We start from the raw sequence: 21,252 nt of genomic DNA, 5'->3' as shown, positions 1-21,252 counted from the left end.
ACCGGGCGGCCCTCGCCGCCGCCCCCCGGCCGCCGGCGCTCCAGCGGGACCTCGCGCCCCGCACCGCGCCCGCCGGACCGGCGGCGCCGGAGGCGGCCGGACGGCCGGAAGCGGCCGGCGCCGGCATCGCCTGGGAACAGCCGGGCGCGGTGCTCGACCTGGTGCGCCGGGAGGTCGCCGCGGCGCTCGGACACGCCGACGCGTCCGCGATCGCCTCGGAGGCGTCCTTCACCGAGCTGGGCTTCGACTCGCTGACCGCGGTCGAGCTGCGCAACCGGATGGCGGCCGCCACCGGCGAACGGCTGCCCACCACCCTGGTGTTCGACCACCCGACCCCGGCCGCCCTGGCCGCGTACGTACGGGGCGTGCTGGCCGCCGCCAGGACCGCGCCGCTCCTCGACCGGCTGGAGACGCTGATCCGGGACGGGCAGCTCGAAACGGAGGCGCTCGAACGGATCCGGCGGATGCTCGGCGGCGCCCCGGACGGCGGCGCGGCGGGCGGCGGCACGGCCGGACCGCTGCCGGAGACGCTGTTCGACGGGGACCTCGACGACGCGGCCGACGAGGAACTGTTCGCCCTGATCGACGAGTTCGAGTGACCCACCGCCCGGCCCCGGCTCCCGGGGATCACCCGGCGTGCGAGCCGTTCAGCCGCTGGAGCCCCTCGTTGCGGACCGCCGACAGCAGGAACTCCACCAGCTGCTCGTTGGTGATCCGCTCGGGGCGGGCCAGCGTCACCGTCATGGTGTGGCTCTTCCCGCCGGCCCAGGAGGGACGCCGCTCCAGCAGCTCGGGCCGGGCGGCGGTGATCACGAACAGCGGCCCCTCGCCGGCGGACTCCACCAGCTCCTCCACCGCCTCCAGGGCCGTCTCCGGAGCGAGGTGCAGATCGTCGAGGCACAGCACGAGGGGCCGCCGCTGGACCGCCAGCAGCAGGAACTCCCGCCACGCCGCCAGCACGTCGGCCGGGCGCGCCTCCCCGGCGGCGGGCTCGCCGCCGGGGTCGACGAGCGCCCACAGGAGCGGGATCCGCTGCTCCCGCACGGCCTCGGAGCGGTACAGGGGGAGCGAGGCGTGCTCCAGGGCCGCCATCGCGGCCCCCGGCGTGTCCTCGGGGCCGATGCCGCAGAAGGCGGCGAGGAGTTCGCCCGGGACGGTCAGGGGCGACCCGCCGGGCCCCCCGGGGCCGCCGGCCGCCCGGGCCGACAGGACGAGCGGCCCGTCGGGCTCCTCGGCCACCGAGCGGCGCAGTTCGGCCAGGAGCCGGCTCTTGCCGGTGCCCGGATCGCCGATCACCGTGACCAGGTGCGGCACGGCCCGCTGCCGGGTGCGCTTCACCAGGCCGCGCAGCACGTCGAGTTCGACGGAGAGCCCGTCGTCGGCGGCCTCGTCCTCCCCGCCGCCCAGCGCCGCCACGGCCTGCCAGTTCAGCGGGTGCGTGTCGGACCGGCGGTAGCGGACCGCGTGCTCGCTCGCGCGGCGGACCTCCTCGCTGACCCGCACCTCGCCCGCCGGGGATTCGCAGAGCAGCTCCTGGGACTCGTCGAGGACGTCGCCGAAGACGGCCGGGACCGCGTCCCGCCCGCGCCTGCGGAGCATCACCTCGCCGGTGGTCACCACGACGTGCACCGTCGACCGCTCGCCGCCGGCCCCCGCCGACGCGGGCACGTCGAGGACGTCCCGGATGGCGAGGGCCGCGAGCACGGCCTGCCGGGCGTCGTCCTCCTGGGAGGAGTCGATCCCGAACAGGCCCACGGAGATGGAGCCGATGGCGGCGGTCACGACGCCGCCGAAGCGTTCGATCTGCTCCCGGACCAGCAGCTCGGCCCCGTCGAGGAGGTCGTCGAGCTCCCGCTCGCCGCCGGCGCCGCCGAGCGAGGACGCGATCCGGGTCCGTACGGACACGACGCTGACCTGCCGCCGCTCGGTGCCGGACTGGCGCCGGGCCTCCGCGGGCGCCCGGTCCGCGTCCGCCGGGGCGGCGGTCACCGGGTCCGCGGGCGCCGGGACGGCGAGGAGCCGTTCCCGGGCCCCGCCGTCCGGGGCGTCGAGCAGCCGCCGGGCCGGCGCGCGGGGCAGCAGCAGCGCGGGGTCCTGGGTGAGGATCCGCTGCTGGAGCGCCTGGAGTCCGTGCCCCGGCTCCAGGCCCAGGGTCTCGACCAGCACGGCCCGGACGCGGCTGTAGACGGCGAGCGAGTCGGCCTGCCGGCCGCAGCGGTAGAGCGCGAGCATCAGCTGGCCGCAGGCGCGCTCGCGCAGCGGTTCGGCCCGCACCATCGCCTCCAGCTCCGCGAGGATCTCGTGGTGCCGTCCGCAGGCCAGCTGGGCCTCGACGTAGTCCTCCATCGCGTCGAGCCGGGCGTTCTCCACGGCGGCCAGTTCCGGCCAGGCGACGTCCTTCTCCACGAGGTCCGCGAGGGCGGGGCCGCGCCACAGTGCCAGCGCGTCGCGCAGCAGGGTCACCGCCGTCTCCGGGTCCTGCGCGGCCAGGTGGTCCCGGCCCCGGCCGGCGAGGGCGTGGAAGAGGTGCAGGTCGACCTGGTCGGGATCGACCCGCATCATGTAGCCGGGCGGCCGGGTCAGCAGCGCGGGGGCCGCGGCGCCGGTCGCGCCCCGGCCGGAGGAGAGGGCCCCGCGGAGTCCGTAGACCGCGTTCTGCAGGATCTTCCGCGCCGTCACCGGCGCGTCGTCGCCCTCCCACAGGGCGCCCAGGAGTCTGCTCGTGGGCACCACCTTGTTCGGGTGCAGGAGCAGGAAACCGAGGGTGGCGCGCTGCTTGGCGCCGCCCAGTCCCACCGTCCTGCCGTCGTCCAGCACTTCCATCGGACCCAGTAATCGGAACTGCATCGACCCCCCATTCGGCAACCCGTGCCCGTCCCCGCCCTCCGCCGAGGATGCCCGGTCCGTCCGCTGCGCCACGTGCTCGCCGAGGTCCCTCCGGCCGGCACGCTGCAACGGTCCGGGCCGGCCGGCCCTCGGCCGGGAAACGTGAAGAGGACGCACCTCAGAGGCTACCCCGGTCACGCGCACGCCGAAGGAACGCCGGGTGACGTCGAAGGAATGTCCGGGCACGACGATGTGCGCGGACGGCCCGGCCGGAAGCGCGGACGAGGACCGCGGGCCGGGGCCGAGGATCCCCGGGAACGCCGTGGCGGCCCCGGTGCGCGACGGACGGAAGGGCGGCGGGGACACCTCGCCCCCGCCCCCTTCTCCTCGCGGAACTCACGGACTCACGGAACTCACGAAACTCACGGAACTTACGAATTTGGCAACTTGCGAACTGACGGAACGGACGGAAACGACGGAAACGACGGAACGGACGGGCCCGCGGAACCGGCGGAACCGCGGACCGGGCGGCTCAGGAGCGGACGCCCGGGTGCGGCGCGAGCCCGTCGGCCGGGGCCGACAGGGCCCGGGTCACCGACGCGGCGATCGCCGGCAGGTTCCGGTCGAGGTAGAAGTGACCGCCGGGAAAGACCTCCAGGCGGGTGGTGGCGGTGGTGAACTCCCGCCAGGCGGAGACCTGTTCCACGGGAGCCACCGGGTCGCTGTCCCCGACGTACAGCTCGACGGGCACGTCCAGCGGGGCGCCCGGCCGCCACGCGTAGCTCCCGACCGCCCGGTAGTCGGCGCGCAGCGCGGGCATCACCATCTCCCGCACCTCCGGGTCGTCCAGGACCGCCGGGGTGGTGCCGCCGAGCCGCCGGACCTCCGCCATCACGTCGGCGTCGGTCAGCAGCCGGTCGTGCGGGCTCGGGTCCAGGGCCGGGGCCCTCCGGCCGGACAGGAACAGGCGGACGGGACCCGTCTCCTGGCGGTCTCTCAGTCTCCGGGCGGTCTCGTAGGCGAGGACCGCCCCCATGCTGTGCCCGAAGAAGGCGTACGGACCCTCCAGCCGGTCCCGCACCTCGGCGGCGAGCGCGTCGGCCAGCGCGCCGAGGTCGTCGACCGGAGGCTCGTGTCTGCGGTCCTGGCGGCCGGGGTACTGCACGGCCAGCACCTCGACGGCCGGCGCGAGCGCCCGGGCCAGCGGCACGTACGTGCTCGCCGCACCGCCCGCGTGCGGAAGACACACCAGAGTGGTGCCGCCCGCCGCGGAGCCCCCGGTGGGGACGGAGAACCGTCGAAGCCACTCGCTGTCCACGTGCCCTACCCCGTTTCCCTCGTACGCGCCGTCCTCCCGGCCGGCTCCGGTCCGCACCATCATCCGGGACACCGCTCAACGGCCGCACAAATGCCGCACAAAAGCCCTGTGTGAGCGGGAGCACAGGAGGGGAACGCGGGGAGGGGTACGGGGGAGGGGTACCGAAGGAGCGCGCCCCGGCCCCGGCGGACCGGGCGGCCCGGCGGGCCGAGGCGACCCGGACGGGCCCGGCGCACCAAGTCCGTCCGGCCGCAGGCGGGTTGACATCCGCTCAAGGGCCGCTCAAACCGGCGCGGCGCTTCTGACACACTTTCCCGCCGCCGGTTGAGCGCCCCGCCCCGGGGGCCGGACGATCCGGGGGTGAGACGGGCCCGGCGCCGCGTCCGGCCCGTCCGGCCGGGGCGTCCGCCGTCTCACGGCCCCGCCCGGGCGGAACCGGCGCACAACGGTGCCGCCGGGGCGGTCGCGGCCGGGGACGGCCGCCCCCCGTCGGCCGTCCCCGGTGAACCGCGCGCTCCCGGGGGCCCGTTCAGTGCTCCCCGAGGAAGGAGAGGAGCAGCGCGTTCACCCGCTCCGGGCTGTCCAGCGGGAGCCAGTGCCCGGCGTCCTCCAGCCGCTCGTACCGCCACGGCCCCCGCACGTGCTCATGGGTGCCCGCCATCGAACGCTCGGTCAGGAAGCGGTCCCCGGCGGACCACACGCCCATCACCGGCACCCCCTCCGGCAGCGGCCGCGCCGGCGGCGCCGCGCCGAACTGGACCTCCGTGGGGAGCCCCGCCCGGTAGATGCCCAGCGCGGCCGTCAGCGCGCCGGGGGCGCGCAGCCCCTCGATCACGGCCTCCGCGTCCGGGTGCCCGGCCAGCATCTCGCGCAGCCGCGCGAAGTCGTCCCGCGCCAGCCACTCCTCGGCCACCCCGGGGAACTGGAACAGCAGCATGTACCAGGACCGCTCCTTCTGCTCCCACCCCGCGGCCAGGATCGACGCGAGGTGCCCCACCGAGAGCAGGCTCAGGCTCCGCAGCCGCTCCGGCACCACCGAGGCGAGGCCCTGGGCGACGCCCGAGCCCCAGTCGTGGCCCACCAGGTGGAAGCGGTCCACCTCCAGCCGGGCCAGCAGCTCCAGGAGGTCCCCGACGTGCTTGGCCGGGTGGTACGCCTCCGGTCCGCCCTCCGGACGGTCCGAGCCGCCGAAGCCCCGCAGGGTCGGGGCGACCGTGCGGAAACCGGCCGCGTTGAGCGCCGGGACCTGGTGGCGCCACAGGGCGTGGCTGTCGGGGAAGCCGTGGAGCAGCAGGACCACCGGGCCCTCGCCGCTCACCTCGACGTCCAGTTCCACCTCGGACAGCCGCACCCGCGCCATCGCCACACCCCGTTCCCGTCGACCCGTCCGGCGGGGATCATGATGGCAGCCGGTCAGAACGGATACCAGCGGACCTCGGGGTCGCCGTCCCGCAGCGACGCCACCCGCCGCTCGAACTCGGCCAGCGCCTTCGGGTTGTGCGGCGCGTGCTGGGCCACCCAGGCGCAGCTCGCGGTCTCCCGCGCCCCGCGCAGCACCGCGCACCCCTCCCACTCCCGCACGTCCCAGCCGTACGCCTCGGTGAAGGCGTCGTAGGCCGCCGGGTCCAGGCCGTACCGGTCCCGGGAGAGCGCGAGCACCACCAGGTCGTGCTCGCGCAGGTCGGAGGAGAAGGTCTCCAGGTCCATCAGGACCGGCCCGTCCGGGCCCACCTGCACGTTGCGCGGCAGCGCGTCGCCGTGGATCGGGCCGGGGGCCAGGCGCGGGGCGAGCGCGGCCGCCGCAGGGGCGAAGGAGTCCCGCCGCTCCCGCAGGAAGGCCGCGTCCTCCGGGGCGATCGCGTCCCCGGCCAGCCGCAGCCAGCGCTCCACCCCGCCGAGCAGCTCGCGCCGGGGCAGGACGAACCCCGCCGGCTCGGGCAGCGCGTGCACGGCCGTCAGCAGCGGCGCCAGGTCGCGCGGCTCGGCCGGCCGGACCGGCTCCGGCAGCGGGTGCCAGAAGGTGAGCGGATGCCCCTCGACGAGCCGCGGCTCCTCCTCCGCCGCCCGCACCGCCGGCACCCCGGCCGCCGCGAGCCAGCCGGCCAGCGCGACCTCCCGCCGCGCCCGCTCGAACAGCTCGGCGGACCGGCCCACCTTGACGACCAGGCCGTCCACGGCGAAGACCGCGTTCTCGCCCAGCGCGAGGAGCCGTGCCCCGCCGGCCGGCAGCCCCGCCGCGGCCAGGATCTCCCGCGCCCTCGCCTCGTCCATCGCTCTCTCCCTACCCGGTGGTACGTGTGCGCGAGCAGTCTCCCATCCCTGGCAGTACCCCCCGTCATTACGAAACCTTGTTCAATAAGTCACAGATGGGTGAAGGGCCTTCCGCTCCCCGCCCTCCATCGGGAAGGGTTCGCTCCAGCCACCGCGCCACCCCCCACGAGGCGCGGTGGCCCTCAGGCCGTCTCTTCCGGATCATGCCGGGCTCGCGACTCCCCCAGCTACCGCTGGGAGGTGCCCCCATGCGCACGCACTCCCCCAGAGGGGGGACCCCCAGCCGCGTTGTCGTCGGTCGCCGATGTCCCCCGGCTACCGCCGGGAGGTGCCCCCACCGCATGGACTCCCTCCTCCGCCTTGCGAGCGCACGCACCGGACGCCGCTCCCTGACCCGGCCTGATCCGGAAGAGACGGCCTAAGGTGGCCGCATGACGACGTACGCGCTCCTCCTCCGCGGCATCAACGTGAGCGGCCACCGCAAGCTCCCCATGGCCGGACTGCGCGCACTCCTCGAAGACCTCGGCCACGGCGACGTGAAGACCTACCTCCAGAGCGGGAACGCCGTCTTCACCACCGGCGACGACACCCCGGAGGACGCGCTCGCCGCCGCGATCGAGGAGGCGATCGAGCAGCGGTTCGGCTTCCGCTGCGACTGTCTGGTCCGCGACGGCGCCTACCTCGCCGCCGTCGCCGAGGCGTGCCCCTTCCCCGCCGACGAGCTGGAGGGCAAGCAGCTGCACGCCGTCTACTGCTCCGCGCCGGTCACCCCGGACCGCTTCGCCGCCGTCGACGCCGGGGCCCACGCCCCCGAGGCGTTCGCCCTCGGCGACCGCGTGGTGTACCTCTACACCCCCGACGGCCTCGGCCGCTCCCAGCTCGCCGAGGCCCTGCTGCGCCCGTCCCTCACCAAGGGCCTGGTGGTCACCGCCCGCAACTGGAACACCGTCCGCAAACTGATCGGGATGACCGCCGCCGGCTAGCCCGCCGCGACCGCCACCCGCTCCGGGGCGCGGGCCGCCTCCGCGTACCGCTCGACCAGGAGACGGGCCAGTTCGGGGGCGGGGCCGAGGACGCCGGCCAGGACGTCGGCCTCCGCCGCGCCGGCGGCGATGCGGTCCGGGAGGCGGCCGGGGGCGACGACGTACGGGGCCACCGCCACGCGGCGGACGCCTGGGTCGGCGCGCAGGGCCCGTACGGCTTCCTCCGTACGGGGAAGGGATGCGGAGGCGAACGCGGGCCGCACGGAGCACCAACCGGTGCGCCGCAGCTCCCGCGCCGTTTCTGCGATCGCCGCGATCGCCTCCGGGTCGGTGGAGCCCGCCGAGGCCAGGACGACCCCGGTGGTGCTCTGGTCGCCGGGCGTCAGCCCGGCCTCGTACAGGCGCCGCTCCACCGCCGCGAGCAGCAGCGGGGACGGGCCCAGGACCTCCGCCTGCCGGATCCGCAGGGCGGCGGGGGCCTGGCGCAGGACGGCGGGGATGTCGGCCTTCGCGTGGAAGGCCCGGGTCAGCAGCAGCGGCAGCGCCACCACGTCCCGCACCCCCTCGGCGGCGAGCCGGTCCAGGACGCCCGCCACGGAGGGCAGGTTGAAGTCCAGGAAGGCGGTCTCCACCCGGAGCCCCGGCCGCAGCGCGCCGGCCCGGCGCACCAGCGCCTGGACGGTCGCCGCGTGCCGCGGGTCGCGGCTGCCGTGGGCGACGACGAGGAGGACGGGACGCATCGGATCAGGCCTTCACGAGCAGGCCGCGGCGGCGGAGCACCGCACGCTCCAGCGGGCTGAAGAAGAGCAGGTCGATCGCGACGCCGACGAGCAGGATGAGGAGGATCGCGAGGAAGATCCCCGGCATGTCGAAGTTGTTGCGGCCGTTCTCCAGCAACTGGCCCAGGCCCAGGCCCAGATCGGGGGAGGAGGCGATGATCTCGGCGGCCATCAGCGACCGCCAGGAGAACGCCCACCCCTGCTTCAGGCCCGCGAGGTAGCCGGGCAGCGCGGCCGGCATCACGATGTGCCAGGCACCCTTCAGGCCGGTCGCGCCGAGCGTCCGGCCGGCCCGCAGGAAGAGCGGCGGCACCTGGTCCACGCCGGCCACCAGGCCGTTGGCGATGGACGGGACGGCGCCGAGCAGGATCACCGCGTACATCATCGAGTCGTTGAGGCCGAGCCAGAGCACCGCGGGCGCCACCCAGGCCACCGACGGCAGCGACTGGAGGCCGGAGAGGATCGGGCCGATCGCCGTGCGGACCACGCCCACCCGGGCGACGAGCAGCCCCAGCGGGGTGCCGATCGCCAGGGCGAGCAGGAAGCCGAGGAGCGCCCGGGAGACGCTGGTCCACAGCACCTCGAGGAGGGTGCCCTCCAGCCACATCGTCCGCAGGCTGTCCCAGACGGCGCCGGGCGAGGGCAGCTTGCCCTCCTCGGCGACCTCCAGGGTGACGAGGAGCTGCCAGACCGCGACGACGAGGACGATCGCCAGGACCGGCGGCAGGACCTTCTTCAGGAGGACCTCGCGCACCGGGGTGCGGCGGATCTGCACGCTGTCCAGCGCGTCGAGTCCGGCCTCCAGGCCCGCCAGGTCGTCGCCCTTGCGGGCGGTGGTCTCAGTGCTGGCCATGGCGGCGGATCTCCTCGCGCAGTTCTTCGGTGATCTCCAGGGACAGTTCCGCCACGGCGGCGTCCTCGATGCGGCGCGGCTGAGGGATGTCGATGGTCCACTCCCGGGCGATCCGGCCGGGCCGGGAGGAGAGGAGGACGACGCGCTGGGCCAGCCGCACGGCCTCGCGCACGTTGTGGGTGACGAAGAGGACGGAGAGGTTCGTCTCCCGCCAGATCCGGGTCAGTTCGTCGTGCAGGACGTCCCGGGTGATGGCGTCGAGCGCGGCGAACGGCTCGTCCATCAGCAGCAGGTCGCCGGCCTGCGCCAGGGCGCGGGCCATCGCCACGCGCTGCCGCATGCCGCCGGACAGTTCGTGCACCCGCTTGCCGTACGAGCCGCCGAGCCGGACCAGTTCGAGCAGCCGCTCCGCCTCCGGGCGGCGCTCCGCCTTGGGGAGGCCGCGCAGCTTCAGCGCCAGCTCGATGTTCTTGCCGGCGGTCAGCCACGGGAAGAGGGCGTGCTCCTGGAACATCAGGGCCGGTCGGCCGCCGGGGGTCTCGATGGACCCCGCGGACGGCCGGTCGAGCCCGGCGACCAGGTTGAGCAGGGTGGACTTTCCGCAGCCCGAGGCGCCCAGAAGGGTGACGAACTCGCCGGGGGCGACATCGAGGGAGATGTCGTCCAGGACGAGCTGGCCGCCGGCGGGGCCGCCGAAGGACTTGGAGACGTGCGCGAGCCGCGCGGCGTGTCCCGTGGCGGGCGCGCGGTCCTCGGCCTTGGCGAGCGTCGTGGGCGTGGCCATGGTCGTCACCTCCTGGATAGCAGCGGTTGGCTGGTTACTTGACGCCGAGACCGGCGTCGGCGACCTCGGACCGGCCCTCGGTTTTGAGGACCTTGTTGAGCGCCTTCAGGTCGTAGATGCCCTTGAGGTCGGGCCGCTCCAGGAGACCGGCCTCCACCGCGTGGTCGGCCTGGGCCTGGAGGGTGGCGGCCAGCGGGTCGTCCGTGAACCGGAGCGAGGGCCAGGCGCCGTCGATGACCTCGGCGCCCAGCGGCTTGCCGGTCAGCTCCTTCAGCTTGGAGTTGGCCGACTCCTTCGCCTTCTCCGGGTTGGCGTTGATCCAGGCGTTGGTCCTCACCGAGCCGCGCAGCACGGCCTCCACCACGTCCGGGTGCTCCTTCAGGAACTTCTGGGACACGATGATGTTGGTGATCACGAACTTGTCGCCGGGCCACAGCGTCGCCTCGTCGAGGAGGACCTTCGCGCCCTCGCCGACGAGCTTGGACGCGGTCGGCTCCGGGACCCACGCGCCGTCGATGGAGCCGGACCGGTAGGCGTCCGGGGTCACCTTGTTGTCGGTGCGGAAGACGGAGACGTCGCCCTTGCCGCTCTGGGCGTCGACCTTCCAGCCCTGCTCGGAGATCCAGTTGAGGAAGGCGACGTCCTGGGTGTTGCCGAGCTGAGGGGTCGCGATCCGCTTGCCCTTGACGTCGGCCAGGGTCTTGATCTTCTCCGGGTCGACCACCAGCTTGACGCCGCCGGAGGCGGAGCCGCCGACGATGCGGAGGTTGGTCCCCTTGGACTTGGCGTAGCCGTTGATCGCCGGGGAGGGGCCGATGAAGCCGATGTCGATCGAGCCGGCGTTGAGCGCCTCGATCTCGGAGGGGCCGGCGTTGAACGTGGAGACGTCCAGCTCGGTGCCGCCCAGCTCCTTCTGGAAGAAGCCCTCCTGGTCCCCCACCAGCGCGGTGGCGTGGGTCAGGTTGGGGAAGTACCCGAGCCGCACGGAGTCGGCGGAGAGCTTCCGGCCCGTCGCCGCCACCCGCTCCTCGTCGTTCTTGGCCTGGGAGCCGTAGCCGCACGAGGCGAGCACGCCGAGCAGCAGCGGAAGCGCGGCTGCGACGGCGAGGCCGCGGAGCGGGACGGTGCGGATGGTGGCAGGCACGGGAGGTCTTCCCCTCGGTTCAGTGGATGCGAAGTCTGCGTCTACGGCGGTGCGGGCGGGGGCGGCGTCGCACGGCGACGGCCGCGCCCGGAGGAGGTCAGCGCGCACATCGCGCGACACCTCCCCGGCCCGCGCCGAGGGCGCCGGAGCCGACCCGGCCCCCTTCCTTCGCGAAGGTGGCGAAGAAGTCCTGATCCATGATCAGAAGTCCCATCCCTCTTCGTCCTCGGCGGTGGTGACGGCCTTGGCGGTGGCGAAGGACTCGCCCGCCATGCCCGCCGCGAGCGTGGTGCCGTCGGCCGGGTCGATCAGCAGGAACGAACCGGTGCGGCGGGAGTCGGCGTACGCGTCGAGCGCCAGCGGCTCCGCGGTGCGGACCTTCACCCGGCCGATGTCGTTGGCGACCAGCCGCCCGGGCTCCGGGTGCTGGGAGAGGTCGTCCAGGGTGAGCCGGGACGGGATCTCCTTGACGATCGCCTTGACCGTGCGGGTGGTGTGCTTGAGCAGCACCCGCTGGCCGACGGTGAGCGGCTGGTCCGCCACGTGGCAGACGGTCGCCTCGACGTCCTGGCTGGTGGCCGGGGCGTCCCCGCTCGGGGCGAGCAGGTCGCCGCGCGAGATGTCGATGTCGTCGGCGAGCCGGATGGTGACCGACTGCGGGGCCCAGGCGATGTCCACGGACTCGCCGAGCGCGTCGATCGCGGTGATCGTGGAGGTCTTCCCGGAGGGCAGCACGGTGACCTGCTCGCCGACCCGGAAGGCACCGGCCGCGATCTGGCCCGCGTAGCCGCGGTAGTCGGGGTGCTCGGCGGTCTGCGGGCGGATCACGTACTGGACGGGGAACCGCGCGTGACAGGCCGTCAGGTCGTGGCTGACCGGGACGGTCTCCAGGTGCTCCAGGACGGTCGGGCCGCCGTACCAGTCCATGTTCGCGGACGGCTCCACCACGTTGTCGCCGGCGAGCGCCGAGATCGGGATCGCGGTGATCTCCGGGACGCCGAGCTCGGAGGCGTACGTGGTGAACTCCTCGGCGATCGCGGCGAAGACGGACTCCCGGTAGTCGACCAGGTCCATCTTGTTCACGGCGAGGACGACGTGCGGGACGCGCAGCAGGGCGGCGACGGCGGCGTGCCGGCGGGTCTGCTCGACGACGCCGTTGCGGGCGTCGACCAGGACCACGGCCAGCTCGGCCGTGGAGGCGCCGGTGACCATGTTCCGGGTGTACTGCACGTGCCCCGGGGTGTCGGCGAGGATGAACCGCCGGCGCGGGGTCGCGAAGTAGCGGTAGGCCACGTCGATGGTGATGCCCTGTTCCCGCTCGGCCCGCAGGCCGTCGGTGAGCAGCGCGAGGTCGGGGGCCTCCTGGCCGCGGGAGCGGGAGGCGTGCTCGACGGCCTCCAGCTGGTCGGCGAGGACCGACTTGGAGTCGTGCAGGAGCCGGCCGACCAGGGTGGACTTGCCGTCGTCGACGGAGCCGGCGGTGGCGAAGCGCAGCAGGGTGGTGGCCGACAGCTCGGGGGCCGGCCGCTCGGTGGACGTGCTCATGGTTAGAAGTACCCTTCGCGCTTGCGGTCTTCCATCGCGGCTTCGGACAGCTTGTCGTCGGCCCGGGTGGCGCCCCGCTCGGTGAGGCGGGAGGCGGCGATCTCGGCGATGACGGCGTCCAGCGTGGTGGCGTCGGAGTCGACGGCGCCGGTGCAGGACATGTCGCCGACCGTGCGGTAGCGGATCAGCCGCTTCTCGACCGTCTCGGTCTCCTTCGGCCCGCCCCACTCGCCGGCGGTGAGCCACATGCCGTTGCGGGCGAACACCTCGCGCTCGTGGGCGAAGTAGATCTCGGGGAGTTCGATCCCCTCGCGCTGGATGTACTGCCACACGTCCAGCTCGGTCCAGTTGGACAGCGGGAAGACCCGGACGTGCTCGCCGGGGGCGTGCCGGCCGTTGTACAGCTGCCACAGCTCCGGGCGCTGGCGGCGCGGGTCCCACTGGGAGAACTCGTCGCGCAGGGAGAAGACCCGTTCCTTGGCGCGGGCCTTCTCCTCGTCGCGCCGGCCGCCGCCGAAGACGGCGTCGAAGCGGTGCTGCTGGATCGCCTCGGTCAGGGGCACGGTCTGGAGGGGGTTGCGGGTGCCGTCCGGGCGCTCGCGGAGCTTGCCGGCGTCGATGTACTCCTGCACGGAGGCGACGTGCAGGCGCAGTCCGTGCCGGGCGACGACGCGGTCGCGGTACTCGATGACCTCGGGGAAGTTGTGCCCGGTGTCGACGTGCAGCAGCGTGAAGGGGACCGGCGCCGGGGCGAAGGCCTTCAGCGCCAGGTGCAGCATGACGATGGAGTCCTTGCCGCCGGAGAAGAGGATCACCGGCCGCTCGAACTCGCCCGCCACCTCACGGAAGATGTGGACGGCCTCCGACTCCAGCGAGTCGAGGTGCGACAGCGCGAACGGGCTGTCCGTCTCCTCGTGGACATGAGCGACGGTCGTCATGCGAGACCCCTCTCGGTGAGCAGCGCGTGGAGCTGCGCCGCGGACTCCTGCACGGTCTGGTTCTGGGACTCGATCCGGAGATCGGGGGCCTCGGGGGCCTCGTACGGGTCGTCGACGCCGGTCAGGCCGGAGAGCTCGCCCGCGGCCTGCTTGGCGTACAGGCCCTTGACGTCACGGACCGAGCAGACCTCGACCGGGGTGGCCACGTGGACCTCGACGAAGGCGGTGCCCTCGGCGAGGTGCCGCTTGCGGACCGCCTCGCGGCTGTCGGCGTACGGGGCGATCACCGGGACCAGCACGGTCACGCCGTGCGAGGCGAGCAGCTCGGCGACGAAGCCGATCCGCTGCACGTTGGTGAACCGGTCCTCGCGGGAGAAGCCGAGGCCCGCGGAGAGGAACTCGCGGATCTCGTCGCCGTCGAGGATCTCGACGCGGCGGCCCTCCGCGCGCAGCCGGCCGGCCAGCTCGTGGGCGATCGTGGTCTTGCCGGCGCTCGGCAGGCCGGTGAGCCAGACGGTGGCACCGGTCACGTGATTCTCCAGGGGGGTGTCGGGGGTGGTCATCAGCCGTGCAGCCCGCATTCGGTCTTGGCGCGTCCGGCCCAGCGGCCGGCCCGGGCGTCCTCGCCCGCCTCGACCCGGCGGGTGCAGGGGGCGCAGCCGACGGAGGCGTAGCCGTCCATGAGGAGCGGGTTGGTGAGGACGCCGTACTCCGTCACGTACGCGTCGACGTCGTCCTGCGTCCAGCGGGCGATCGGGGAGATCTTGACCTTCCGCCGCTTCTCGTCCCAGCCGACGACCGGGGTGTTCGCCCGGGTCGGGGACTCGTCGCGGCGCAGGCCGGTCGCCCACGCGGTGTAGCCGGTCAGCCCCTCCTGGAGCGGCTTGACCTTGCGCAGCGCGCAGCACAGGTCGGGGTCGCGGTCGTGCAGCTTCGGGCCGTACTCGGCGTCCTGCTCGGCCACCGTCTGACGCGGGGTCAGGGTGATGACGTTGACGTCCATGACGGCCTCGACGGCGTCACGGGTGCCGATGGTCTCCTCGAAGTGGTAGCCGGTGTCGAGGAAGACCACGTCCACGCCGGGCATGGCGCGGGAGGCGAGGTGGGCGACGACCGCGTCCTCCATCGAGGAGGTGACGCAGAACCTCGGACCGAAGGCGGCGGCGGCCCACTGGAGGATCTCCAGCGCGGAGGCGTCCTCCAGGTCGCGGCCGGCCTGCTCGGCGAGCGCCTTCAGCTCGGCGTCGGTGGTCGCCTCGGTGACCCGGGTGACCGCCTGTGCTGCCTGAGTGTCCGTCATATGGATTCCCCTCCAGTGGTGTTGCCGGAAGTGCCGGGGGCGAGGAGCCCCAGGAACTTCAACTGGAAGGCCCGGCTGCACGCGGCGCATTCCCAGGCGCCGTGCCCCTGCTCGTTCGGACGAAGGTCCTCGTCCCCGCAGTAAGGGCAGAAGAACGGCGCGGCGCGCTCACTCATGACAGGGCCTCCTCGGAGGCGCGGGCCGCCCAGGTCGCGAAGCGCTCGCCGTCCTCGCGCTCCGCCCGGTAGCGGGTGAGGACCCGCTCGACGTAGTCGGGCAGTTCGGCGGCGGTGACCTTGAGGCCGCGGACCTTGCGGCCGAAGCCGGCCTCCAGGCCGAGGGCGCCGCCGAGGTGGACCTGGTAGCCCTCGACGCGGTTGCCCTCGTCGTCCAGGACCAGCTGGCCCTTGAGGCCGATGTCCGCGACCTGGATGCGGGCGCAGGCGTTCGGGCAGCCGTTGATGTTGATGGTCAGCGGCTCGTCGAACTCCGGCAGGCGCCGCTCCAGTTCGTCGATGAGCGAGGAGCCGCGGCCCTTCGTCTCGACGATGGCGAGCTTGCAGAACTCGATGCCGGTGCAGGCCATCGTGCCGCGCCGGAAGGGGGACGGGGTGACCCGCAGGTCCAGCGCCTCCAGGGCGGCGACCAGCGAGTCGACCTGCTCCTCCACCACGTCGAGGACGAGCATCTTCTGCTCGGCCGTGGTGCGGACCCGGCCGGAGCCGTGCGCCTCGGCGATCTCGGCGATCTTGGTGAGGGTGGGGCCGTCCACGCGGCCGACGCGCGGGGCGAAGCCGACGTAGAAGTTGCCGTCCTTCTGCCGGTGCACGCCGACGTGGTCGCGCCAGCGGCCGGCCGGCTCCGCCGGGGCGGGCCCGTCGGCCAGCTTCCGCTTCAGGTACTCGTCCTCCAGGACCCGGCGGAACTTCTCCGCGCCCCAGTCGGCGACGAGGAACTTCAGGCGGGCGCGGTTGCGCAGCCGGCGGTAGCCGTAGTCGCGGAAGATCGAGATGACGCCCTCGTAGACGTCCGGGACGTCCTCCAGGGAGACCCAGGTGCCCAGCCGGACGCCGAGCTTGGGGTTGGTGGAGAGGCCGCCGCCGACCCAGACGTCGAAGCCGGGGCCGTGCTCCGGGTGGACGACGCCGACGAAGGAGACGTCGTTGATCTCGTGCGCCACGTCGAGCAGCGGCGAGCCGGAGACGGCGGACTTGAACTTGCGGGGCAGGTTGGAGAAGTCCTTGTTGCCGATGATCCGCCGCTGGATCTCGTCGATGGCGGGGGTGCCGTCGATGATCTCGTCGGCGGCGATGCCGGCCACCGGCGAGCCGAGGATGACGCGCGGGGTGTCGCCGCACGCCTCGGTGGTGGAGAGGCCGACCGCCTCCAGGCGGTTCCAGATCTCGGGGACGTCCTCGATGCGGATCCAGTGGTACTGGACGTTCTGCCGGTCCGTGATGTCGGCGGTGCCGCGGGCGAACTCCTCGGAGATCTCGCCGATCACCCGGAGCTGCCGCGTGGTCAGCCGGCCGCCGTCGATGCGGACGCGGAGCATGAAGAACTCGTCGTCCAGCTCCTCCGGCTCCAGGACGCCGGTCTTGGTGCCGTCCAGCCCCTGCCGGCGCTGGGTGTAGAGGCCCCACCACCGCATGCGTCCGCGCAGGTCGTTGGGGTCGATCGAGTCGAATCCGCGCTTGGAGTAGATCGTCTCAATACGTGTCCGCACATTGAGACCGTCGTCGTCCTTCTTGAACTGCTCATTGCCGTTCAGCGGGGTGAAGTGCCCCGCGGCCCACTGACCCTCGCCACGGTGGCGCCCGGTCTTGCGGCGGGCGGCGGCGGGAGTGGGGTTTTCCGGGGTGGCGGCCATGGCGTCTTGTCCTTCGGGACTGCGGGAGGGCGGCTCTGACCTGCACACTCGCGCGCAGAACAGAGAGTGGCGCGGCGGTGCGCAGCAGGGGTCGGGCAGAGGGGGGTGACGGCGGTGCTGGCTTGTTCAGCGCGCCGGACAGATGGCGCTGGACATGCGGCCGAGGTCGACGTGCCGCCGACTCACCAAGGCAGTTCCAGTTCCAGGCATGGCGGAAGCGTGTCACGGGACTTTGGACCCAGTCCAGCATCGTCCGTTATGTGGACATGAAAGTCTCGGTGAGTGAGACAGTGTGGCCTGGGTCACGCGAAAAGGGCCCTGATCAGGGCCCTTTTCGCGGCGTCGTGCCGAACCGACGGGAGGTCAGGCGTGCGCGCCGGGCCACGGCCCCGGCGTCCCGCTCTCCTCGACCGTCTCCACCTTGGTGTCGAAGAGGCGGAACCCGCGGCGCTCGTAGTTGGCCATCGCGTGCGGCCCGTCCAGCGAGCAGGTGTGCAGCCACACCCGCTTGGTCGGCTCCCGGTCCGGCCAGCGCTCGGCCAGGTCCCAGGCCCGCCGAACGCCCTCGGAGAGCAGGTGGCCGCCGATGCCGCGGCCCCGGAAGGCGGGGATCAGGCCGAAGTAGACGATCTCGACGACCCCGTCGTCCTGCGGGTCGAACTCCACGTACCCGGCCGGCGTCCCCCGGTCGTACGCCACCCAGACCTCGGCCCCCGGCTTCTCCGCTATCTCCTTCCACTGCGCGTAGTCGAGCGGCAGGCGGTCGTTCCAGTGGATGTCGCCGCCGACGGCGGTGTAGAGGAAGCGGCTGAACTCGGGGGAGGGGACCTCGGCCCGGCGGACGACGACGTCGTCGCCCTCGGGGGCCCGGGCCGGACGCAGGTCGTCGGGCGAGGTCTGTTCCAGGGACCAGGTGGTGAGAGTGATGCTCATGCCCTCTATCGCATCATGCGGAGCGCCGGATTCCCAGAGCGGTCCGGGGCCGGGACCGCCCCGCCGGCCGTCCCGGACACGTTGTCCGGCATGTGGACACCCCGGTCCGGGGCGCCTCCCGGAGGCGCCCTCCGGGGCGACCCGCCACCACGACCCGGCCCGTGGGAGTCCGCCAGGCCCGTGGGGCTCCGCCCGGCCGGTGGGGCTCCGCCCGGCCCGCGGGAGGCCGCCAGGCCGGTGAGAGTCCGCCCGCCTACACCCGGCTGCCCGCCCGGATCGCCGGGGCGGCCGAGTGGGGCAGGAGGTCGGCCGGGTCCTCCGGGCGCCGCACCTCCACCGCGATCTCCTCGCGGAAGCGGTACGGGCGGTGGGCGAGGACCCCCGCGAGGGTGCGGCGCACCCGGGACATCTCGGCCCGGACCGTCACCGTCCTGGTCCGGTCCCCGAACACGTCCTCCGCCAGGTCGGCCGCCGTCCGCCCGTCGGGGTGCAGCGCGAGCAGGTAGAGCAGCTCCGCGTGGCGCGGGCTCAGCTCCTGCTGCCAGCTCCCCGCCGCCCCGGAGACCGTCACCGTCCAGCGGCGCGGCCGGCTCAGGTCCAGCACCACCCGGCTGGCCGCCCCCGACTCCGCACCGGCCGGCGCGGTGTCCTCCTCGACCCGCAGCAGCCAGCCGCCGGGCAGCGGCTCCACCGCGCACAGGCCCAGCGACGGCAGCCACACCCGGCCCGCGCCCAGCGCCTTCGGCAGCACGATCCGGTCCACCGGGGCGAGTCCCGTCACCGCCGCCGTCCAGCCGTGGGGGTCCACGGCGACGGCCCGCCCGGCCACCCGGCACAGGATCGGCGCGGCCACCGCCCGCAGCCGCTCGATCGCCCCCCGGTGCCGCTCGCGCATCTCGGCCTCGGCGAGCCGGGCGACCGAGCCGACGAGCGCCAGCAGCGAGGGGTGGAAGGTGGAGGCCGGGCCGCTCACGTCCAGGACGCCGAGCAGCCGCCCGTCCCGGGGGTCGTGGACGGGCGCCGCCGCGCAGGTCCAGTTGTGCAGCGCGTGCACGTAGTGCTCGGCGGAGTGGATCTGCACCGCCCGCCGGGTGGCGAGCGCGGTGCCGATCGCGTTGGTGCCGGTGGCGCGCTCCGTCCAGGCCGCGCCCTCCTCCAGGCAGATCCCGTTCGCCTGCCGCATCACCGCGGGGTGGCCCTCCCGCCACAGCACCCGGCCCTGCTCGTCGGTGACCACCATGATCTGGAGCGAGGCGTCGGCGATGCCGGCGAGGCCCGAGGTGAGGGTCTGCATCACCTCGGCGAGCAGCGTGGAGCGCCGCCGCTGCTCCAGCTCGTCGCGGCGCAGCAGCACGCTGCTGGGGCTCTGGTCGGGGTCGAGGCCGAGCCGGGCCATCCGCCGCCAGGAGGCGTCGATCTCGGGGCGGGGCGCGATCGGGGGCGTCCGGCCGGCCAGGGTCTCCTCGCGGACGCGGTGCAGGAGACGGGCCGCCTGAACGGCGTCCATGGCGGCCAGCCGCTTCATGTCGAGCCGCGTGTTGTTCATCGGTCCCTCCCCGCCACCCGGTGTGCTGTATCGGTTCTGCAGATGTCCGGGCGGTTGACCGGAGTGTCGTGAGCGCCGTGCGGCCCCGTCCACGGGGTCGTCCCCGGCCGTGGCTCGCAGTGTCGCGGCACCATCGTGCCGTCCGGAAGCCCTCCTTGGAGCCCGGTTCGGGTAATCCTGCAACCCTTTGCAACTCTGGCCCCGTCCCACCCCGGTGCGTGAGGGTGAGGGAGGCGGGTGGTGGTGCCGTGTCGGCGCAGCACCACCCCCGCCTTCCGCGCGTGCCGGCCCCGCGCCCCGCTCCGCGGACCGCCCGGCCCACCCCTGGTACGCGCGGCCCCCTTCCCCGGCCCGCCCCCGGCACACGGGGCCCACCTCCTCCGGCCCCGCCGCCGCTGCCGCGTTCCCGGCCCGCCGCCGCTGCCTCGTTCCCCCCGGCCCGCCGCCGCTGCCCCGAGCCCGGCCCGCCGCCGCGCGGCGTCCGTCCGCGTCCTCACGTGCCCCGTCCTCACGCCACGGGCCGGGCCCGCTCCACCACCGCGCGCAGGTCCAGGGTGTGCGGCAGCGTGCCGAAGGCCGCGCCCGCGTCACCGCCCAGCCGCCCCGCGCAGAACGCGTCCGCGACCTCCGGCGGCGCCCAGCGCACGAGCAGCGCCCCCTGGAGGACCAGCGCCATCCGCTCCGCGAGCCGCCGGGCCCGCGCCTCGACGCCCTCCAGGTCGGCCAGTTCGCTGAGCACCCCGCGGATCGCCCGGTCGAGCCGAGGGTCCGCGCCCCGCGCCCCGCCGACCTCCCGCAGGTACGCGTCGAGCGCCGCCGGCTCCGTCCGCAGCGCCCGCAGCACGTCCAGCGCCTGGACGTTCCCGGCTCCCTCCCAGACCGAGTTCAGCGGCGACTCCCGCAGCAGCCGCGGCAGCCCGGACTCCTCCACGTACCCGTTGCCGCCCAGGCACTCCAGGGCCTCGGCCACCACCGGCACGCACCGCTTCGTCACCCAGTACTTCGCCGCCGGCACCGCGATCCGCAGCAGCGCCCGCTCCCGCTCCGAGCCGGCGTCGGCGGCGTCGTACGCCGCCGCCAGCCGCATCCCGAGGACCGTCGCCGCCTCCGACTCCACCGCCAGGTCGGCGAGCACGTTCCGCATCAGCGGCTTGTCGGCGAGGAGGCCGCCGAAGGCCGAGCGGTACGAGGCGTGGTGCACGGCCTGCGCCACCGCCTGCCGCATCAGCGCCGCCGACCCCAGTACGCAGTCCAGCCGGGTCGCCGCCACCATCCCCATCACCGTCCGCAGCCCGCGTCCCTCCTCGCCGACCCGGCGCGCCCACGTCGTCCCGTCGAACTCCACCTCCGCCGACGCGTTCGACCGGTTGCCCAGCTTGTCCTTGAGCCGCTGGAGCGCGAAGGCGTTGCGGGAGCCGTCGTCGAGCACCCGCGGCACCAGGAAGCACGTCAGCCCGCCGGGCGCCCGCGCGAGCACCAGGAAGGCGTCCGACATCGGCGCCGAGCAGAACCACTTGTGCCCGGTCAGGAGGTACTCGCCGTCCGCCGCCAGCGGCCGTGCGGACGTCGTGTTCGCCCGTACGTCGCTGCCGCCCTGTTTCTCCGTCAGCCCCATCCCGAGCAGCACCCCCGCCTTCGCGGCGTGCGGCAGCAGCTCCCGCTCGTACACCCGGGAGGCGGCCAGGGGCTCCCAGACCGCCGCCACCTCCGGCTCGGCCCGCAGCGCCGGCACCGCCGCGTGCGTCATCGACACCGGGCAGCCGTGCCCGGCCTCCGCCTGCGTCGCCACCAGGAAACCGGCCGCGCGCCGGACATGGCCGCCCGGCCGCCCCCACGCGTCGGTCAGCCCCGCCGCCACCGCCTTGCCGAGCAGCCGGTGCCACGCCGGATGGAACTCCACCTCGTCGATCCGGTGCCCGTACCGGTCGTGGGTCCGCAGTCGCGGCGGGAAGGCGTTCGCCTGCTCGCCCCACTCCCGGACCTGCTCCGAACCCGTCGCCCGGCCGAGCGCCGACAGCTCCTCGCGGGCCCCGTCGAGAAGCTCCGGGGGCAGGTGACGGGCGACCGCCTCCGAGAGCGCCCGGTCGCACGCGTAGACGTCGTACCCCACCAGGGGCGGAGCCTGGTTGGTCACGGTGTGGGAGCCCTCTGCCATGCCGATA

General features: G+C 74.2%; 20 protein-coding genes. 2 read left to right on the top strand and 18 right to left on the bottom strand.

What is annotated here, in order from left to right:
• Positions 1 to 599, top strand: a 599-nt coding sequence (locus AB0E83_RS18710) for an acyl carrier protein (protein ID WP_362112457.1), incomplete at its 5' end; no start/stop codon positions are given.
• A gap of 28 nt (positions 600 to 627) precedes the next feature.
• Here AB0E83_RS18710 and AB0E83_RS18705 read toward each other — a convergent pair.
• The 4 genes from AB0E83_RS18705 to AB0E83_RS18690 form a co-directional block, all read right to left on the bottom strand.
• Positions 628 to 2,823 (bottom strand): BTAD domain-containing putative transcriptional regulator, encoded by a 2,196-nt coding sequence (locus tag AB0E83_RS18705; RefSeq protein WP_362112454.1) that lies wholly within the window; start codon positions 2,821 to 2,823, stop codon positions 628 to 630.
• Between the two features lie 535 nt (positions 2,824 to 3,358).
• Complete coding sequence (locus AB0E83_RS18700) at positions 3,359 to 4,144, bottom strand: alpha/beta fold hydrolase (RefSeq protein ID WP_362112451.1); 786 nt, start codon at positions 4,142 to 4,144, stop codon at positions 3,359 to 3,361.
• A gap of 529 nt (positions 4,145 to 4,673) precedes the next feature.
• Positions 4,674 to 5,504 carry an alpha/beta fold hydrolase gene (locus AB0E83_RS18695; protein WP_362112460.1) on the bottom strand — a complete coding sequence of 277 codons (831 nt, stop codon included), beginning with the start codon at positions 5,502 to 5,504 and terminating at the stop codon, positions 4,674 to 4,676.
• A gap of 53 nt (positions 5,505 to 5,557) precedes the next feature.
• Entirely contained in the window at positions 5,558 to 6,415 is an 858-nt protein-coding gene (locus tag AB0E83_RS18690; protein WP_362112448.1) for a phosphotransferase, read from the bottom strand.
• A gap of 431 nt (positions 6,416 to 6,846) precedes the next feature.
• On the opposite strand from AB0E83_RS18690, the gene AB0E83_RS18685 reads away from it, so the two are divergent.
• Positions 6,847 to 7,398, top strand: a complete 552-nt coding sequence (locus AB0E83_RS18685) for a DUF1697 domain-containing protein (protein WP_362112445.1) — start codon at positions 6,847 to 6,849, stop codon at positions 7,396 to 7,398.
• Here the strand turns inward: AB0E83_RS18685 and AB0E83_RS18680 are convergent.
• The 14 genes from AB0E83_RS18680 to AB0E83_RS18615 form a co-directional block, all read right to left on the bottom strand.
• Positions 7,395 to 8,138, bottom strand: a complete 744-nt coding sequence (locus AB0E83_RS18680; RefSeq protein ID WP_362112442.1) for a sirohydrochlorin chelatase — start codon at positions 8,136 to 8,138, stop codon at positions 7,395 to 7,397. The two genes, AB0E83_RS18685 and AB0E83_RS18680, sit on opposite strands and share 4 nt — an antisense overlap.
• 4 nt (positions 8,139 to 8,142) lie before the next feature.
• The gene (locus AB0E83_RS18675) at positions 8,143 to 9,030 is read right to left on the bottom strand and encodes an ABC transporter permease subunit (protein WP_362112439.1); all 888 of its coding nucleotides are present in this window, start codon (positions 9,028 to 9,030) and stop codon (positions 8,143 to 8,145) included.
• Positions 9,017 to 9,814, bottom strand: coding sequence for an ABC transporter ATP-binding protein (locus AB0E83_RS18670; RefSeq protein ID WP_362112436.1), 798 nt, complete (start codon positions 9,812 to 9,814; stop codon positions 9,017 to 9,019). The genes AB0E83_RS18675 and AB0E83_RS18670 overlap by 14 nt, the downstream gene beginning before the upstream one ends.
• A 34-nt stretch (positions 9,815 to 9,848) precedes the next feature.
• Positions 9,849 to 10,958: an aliphatic sulfonate ABC transporter substrate-binding protein gene (locus tag AB0E83_RS18665; protein ID WP_362112434.1), complete on the bottom strand. Its 1,110-nt coding sequence runs from the start codon at positions 10,956 to 10,958 to the stop codon at positions 9,849 to 9,851.
• A gap of 201 nt (positions 10,959 to 11,159) precedes the next feature.
• Positions 11,160 to 12,503 carry a GTP-binding protein gene (locus AB0E83_RS18660; RefSeq protein ID WP_362112431.1) on the bottom strand — a complete coding sequence of 448 codons (1,344 nt, stop codon included), beginning with the start codon at positions 12,501 to 12,503 and terminating at the stop codon, positions 11,160 to 11,162.
• A 2-nt stretch (positions 12,504 to 12,505) separates the two neighbouring features.
• Positions 12,506 to 13,441, bottom strand: coding sequence for a sulfate adenylyltransferase subunit CysD (gene cysD, locus AB0E83_RS18655; RefSeq protein WP_362112428.1), 936 nt, complete (start codon positions 13,439 to 13,441; stop codon positions 12,506 to 12,508).
• The gene (gene cysC, locus AB0E83_RS18650) at positions 13,438 to 14,004 is read right to left on the bottom strand and encodes an adenylyl-sulfate kinase (RefSeq protein ID WP_362112425.1); all 567 of its coding nucleotides are present in this window, start codon (positions 14,002 to 14,004) and stop codon (positions 13,438 to 13,440) included. The genes cysD and cysC overlap by 4 nt, the downstream gene beginning before the upstream one ends.
• A complete protein-coding gene (locus AB0E83_RS18645; RefSeq protein ID WP_362112422.1) occupies positions 14,004 to 14,741 on the bottom strand; it encodes a phosphoadenylyl-sulfate reductase in 738 nt (245 codons plus the stop codon). Before AB0E83_RS18645 ends, cysC begins: the two co-directional genes overlap by 1 nt.
• The gene (locus AB0E83_RS18640; RefSeq protein ID WP_362112419.1) at positions 14,738 to 14,917 is read right to left on the bottom strand and encodes a hypothetical protein; all 180 of its coding nucleotides are present in this window, start codon (positions 14,915 to 14,917) and stop codon (positions 14,738 to 14,740) included. The genes AB0E83_RS18645 and AB0E83_RS18640 overlap by 4 nt, the downstream gene beginning before the upstream one ends.
• Entirely contained in the window at positions 14,914 to 16,611 is a 1,698-nt protein-coding gene (locus tag AB0E83_RS18635) for a nitrite/sulfite reductase (RefSeq protein ID WP_362112416.1), read from the bottom strand. The genes AB0E83_RS18640 and AB0E83_RS18635 overlap by 4 nt, the downstream gene beginning before the upstream one ends.
• Before the next feature lie 126 nt (positions 16,612 to 16,737).
• Positions 16,738 to 16,821 carry a putative leader peptide gene (locus AB0E83_RS18630; RefSeq protein ID WP_311136957.1) on the bottom strand — a complete coding sequence of 28 codons (84 nt, stop codon included), beginning with the start codon at positions 16,819 to 16,821 and terminating at the stop codon, positions 16,738 to 16,740.
• A gap of 153 nt (positions 16,822 to 16,974) precedes the next feature.
• Positions 16,975 to 17,544, bottom strand: a complete 570-nt coding sequence (locus tag AB0E83_RS18625; protein ID WP_362112413.1) for a GNAT family N-acetyltransferase — start codon at positions 17,542 to 17,544, stop codon at positions 16,975 to 16,977.
• A gap of 253 nt (positions 17,545 to 17,797) precedes the next feature.
• Complete coding sequence (locus AB0E83_RS18620; RefSeq protein ID WP_362112410.1) at positions 17,798 to 19,090, bottom strand: GAF domain-containing protein; 1,293 nt, start codon at positions 19,088 to 19,090, stop codon at positions 17,798 to 17,800.
• A 508-nt stretch (positions 19,091 to 19,598) separates the two neighbouring features.
• Positions 19,599 to 21,245 (bottom strand): acyl-CoA dehydrogenase family protein, encoded by a 1,647-nt coding sequence (locus AB0E83_RS18615; protein ID WP_362112407.1) that lies wholly within the window; start codon positions 21,243 to 21,245, stop codon positions 19,599 to 19,601.
• Between the last annotated feature and the right edge of the window lie 7 nt (positions 21,246 to 21,252).

This window comes from Streptomyces sp. NPDC035033 (assembly GCF_040636735.1).
Classification (GTDB): Bacteria; Actinomycetota; Actinomycetes; order Streptomycetales; family Streptomycetaceae; genus Streptomyces.
Note: the sequence above shows the minus strand (reverse complement) of the source record. Positions and strands in the feature narration are given on the sequence as shown.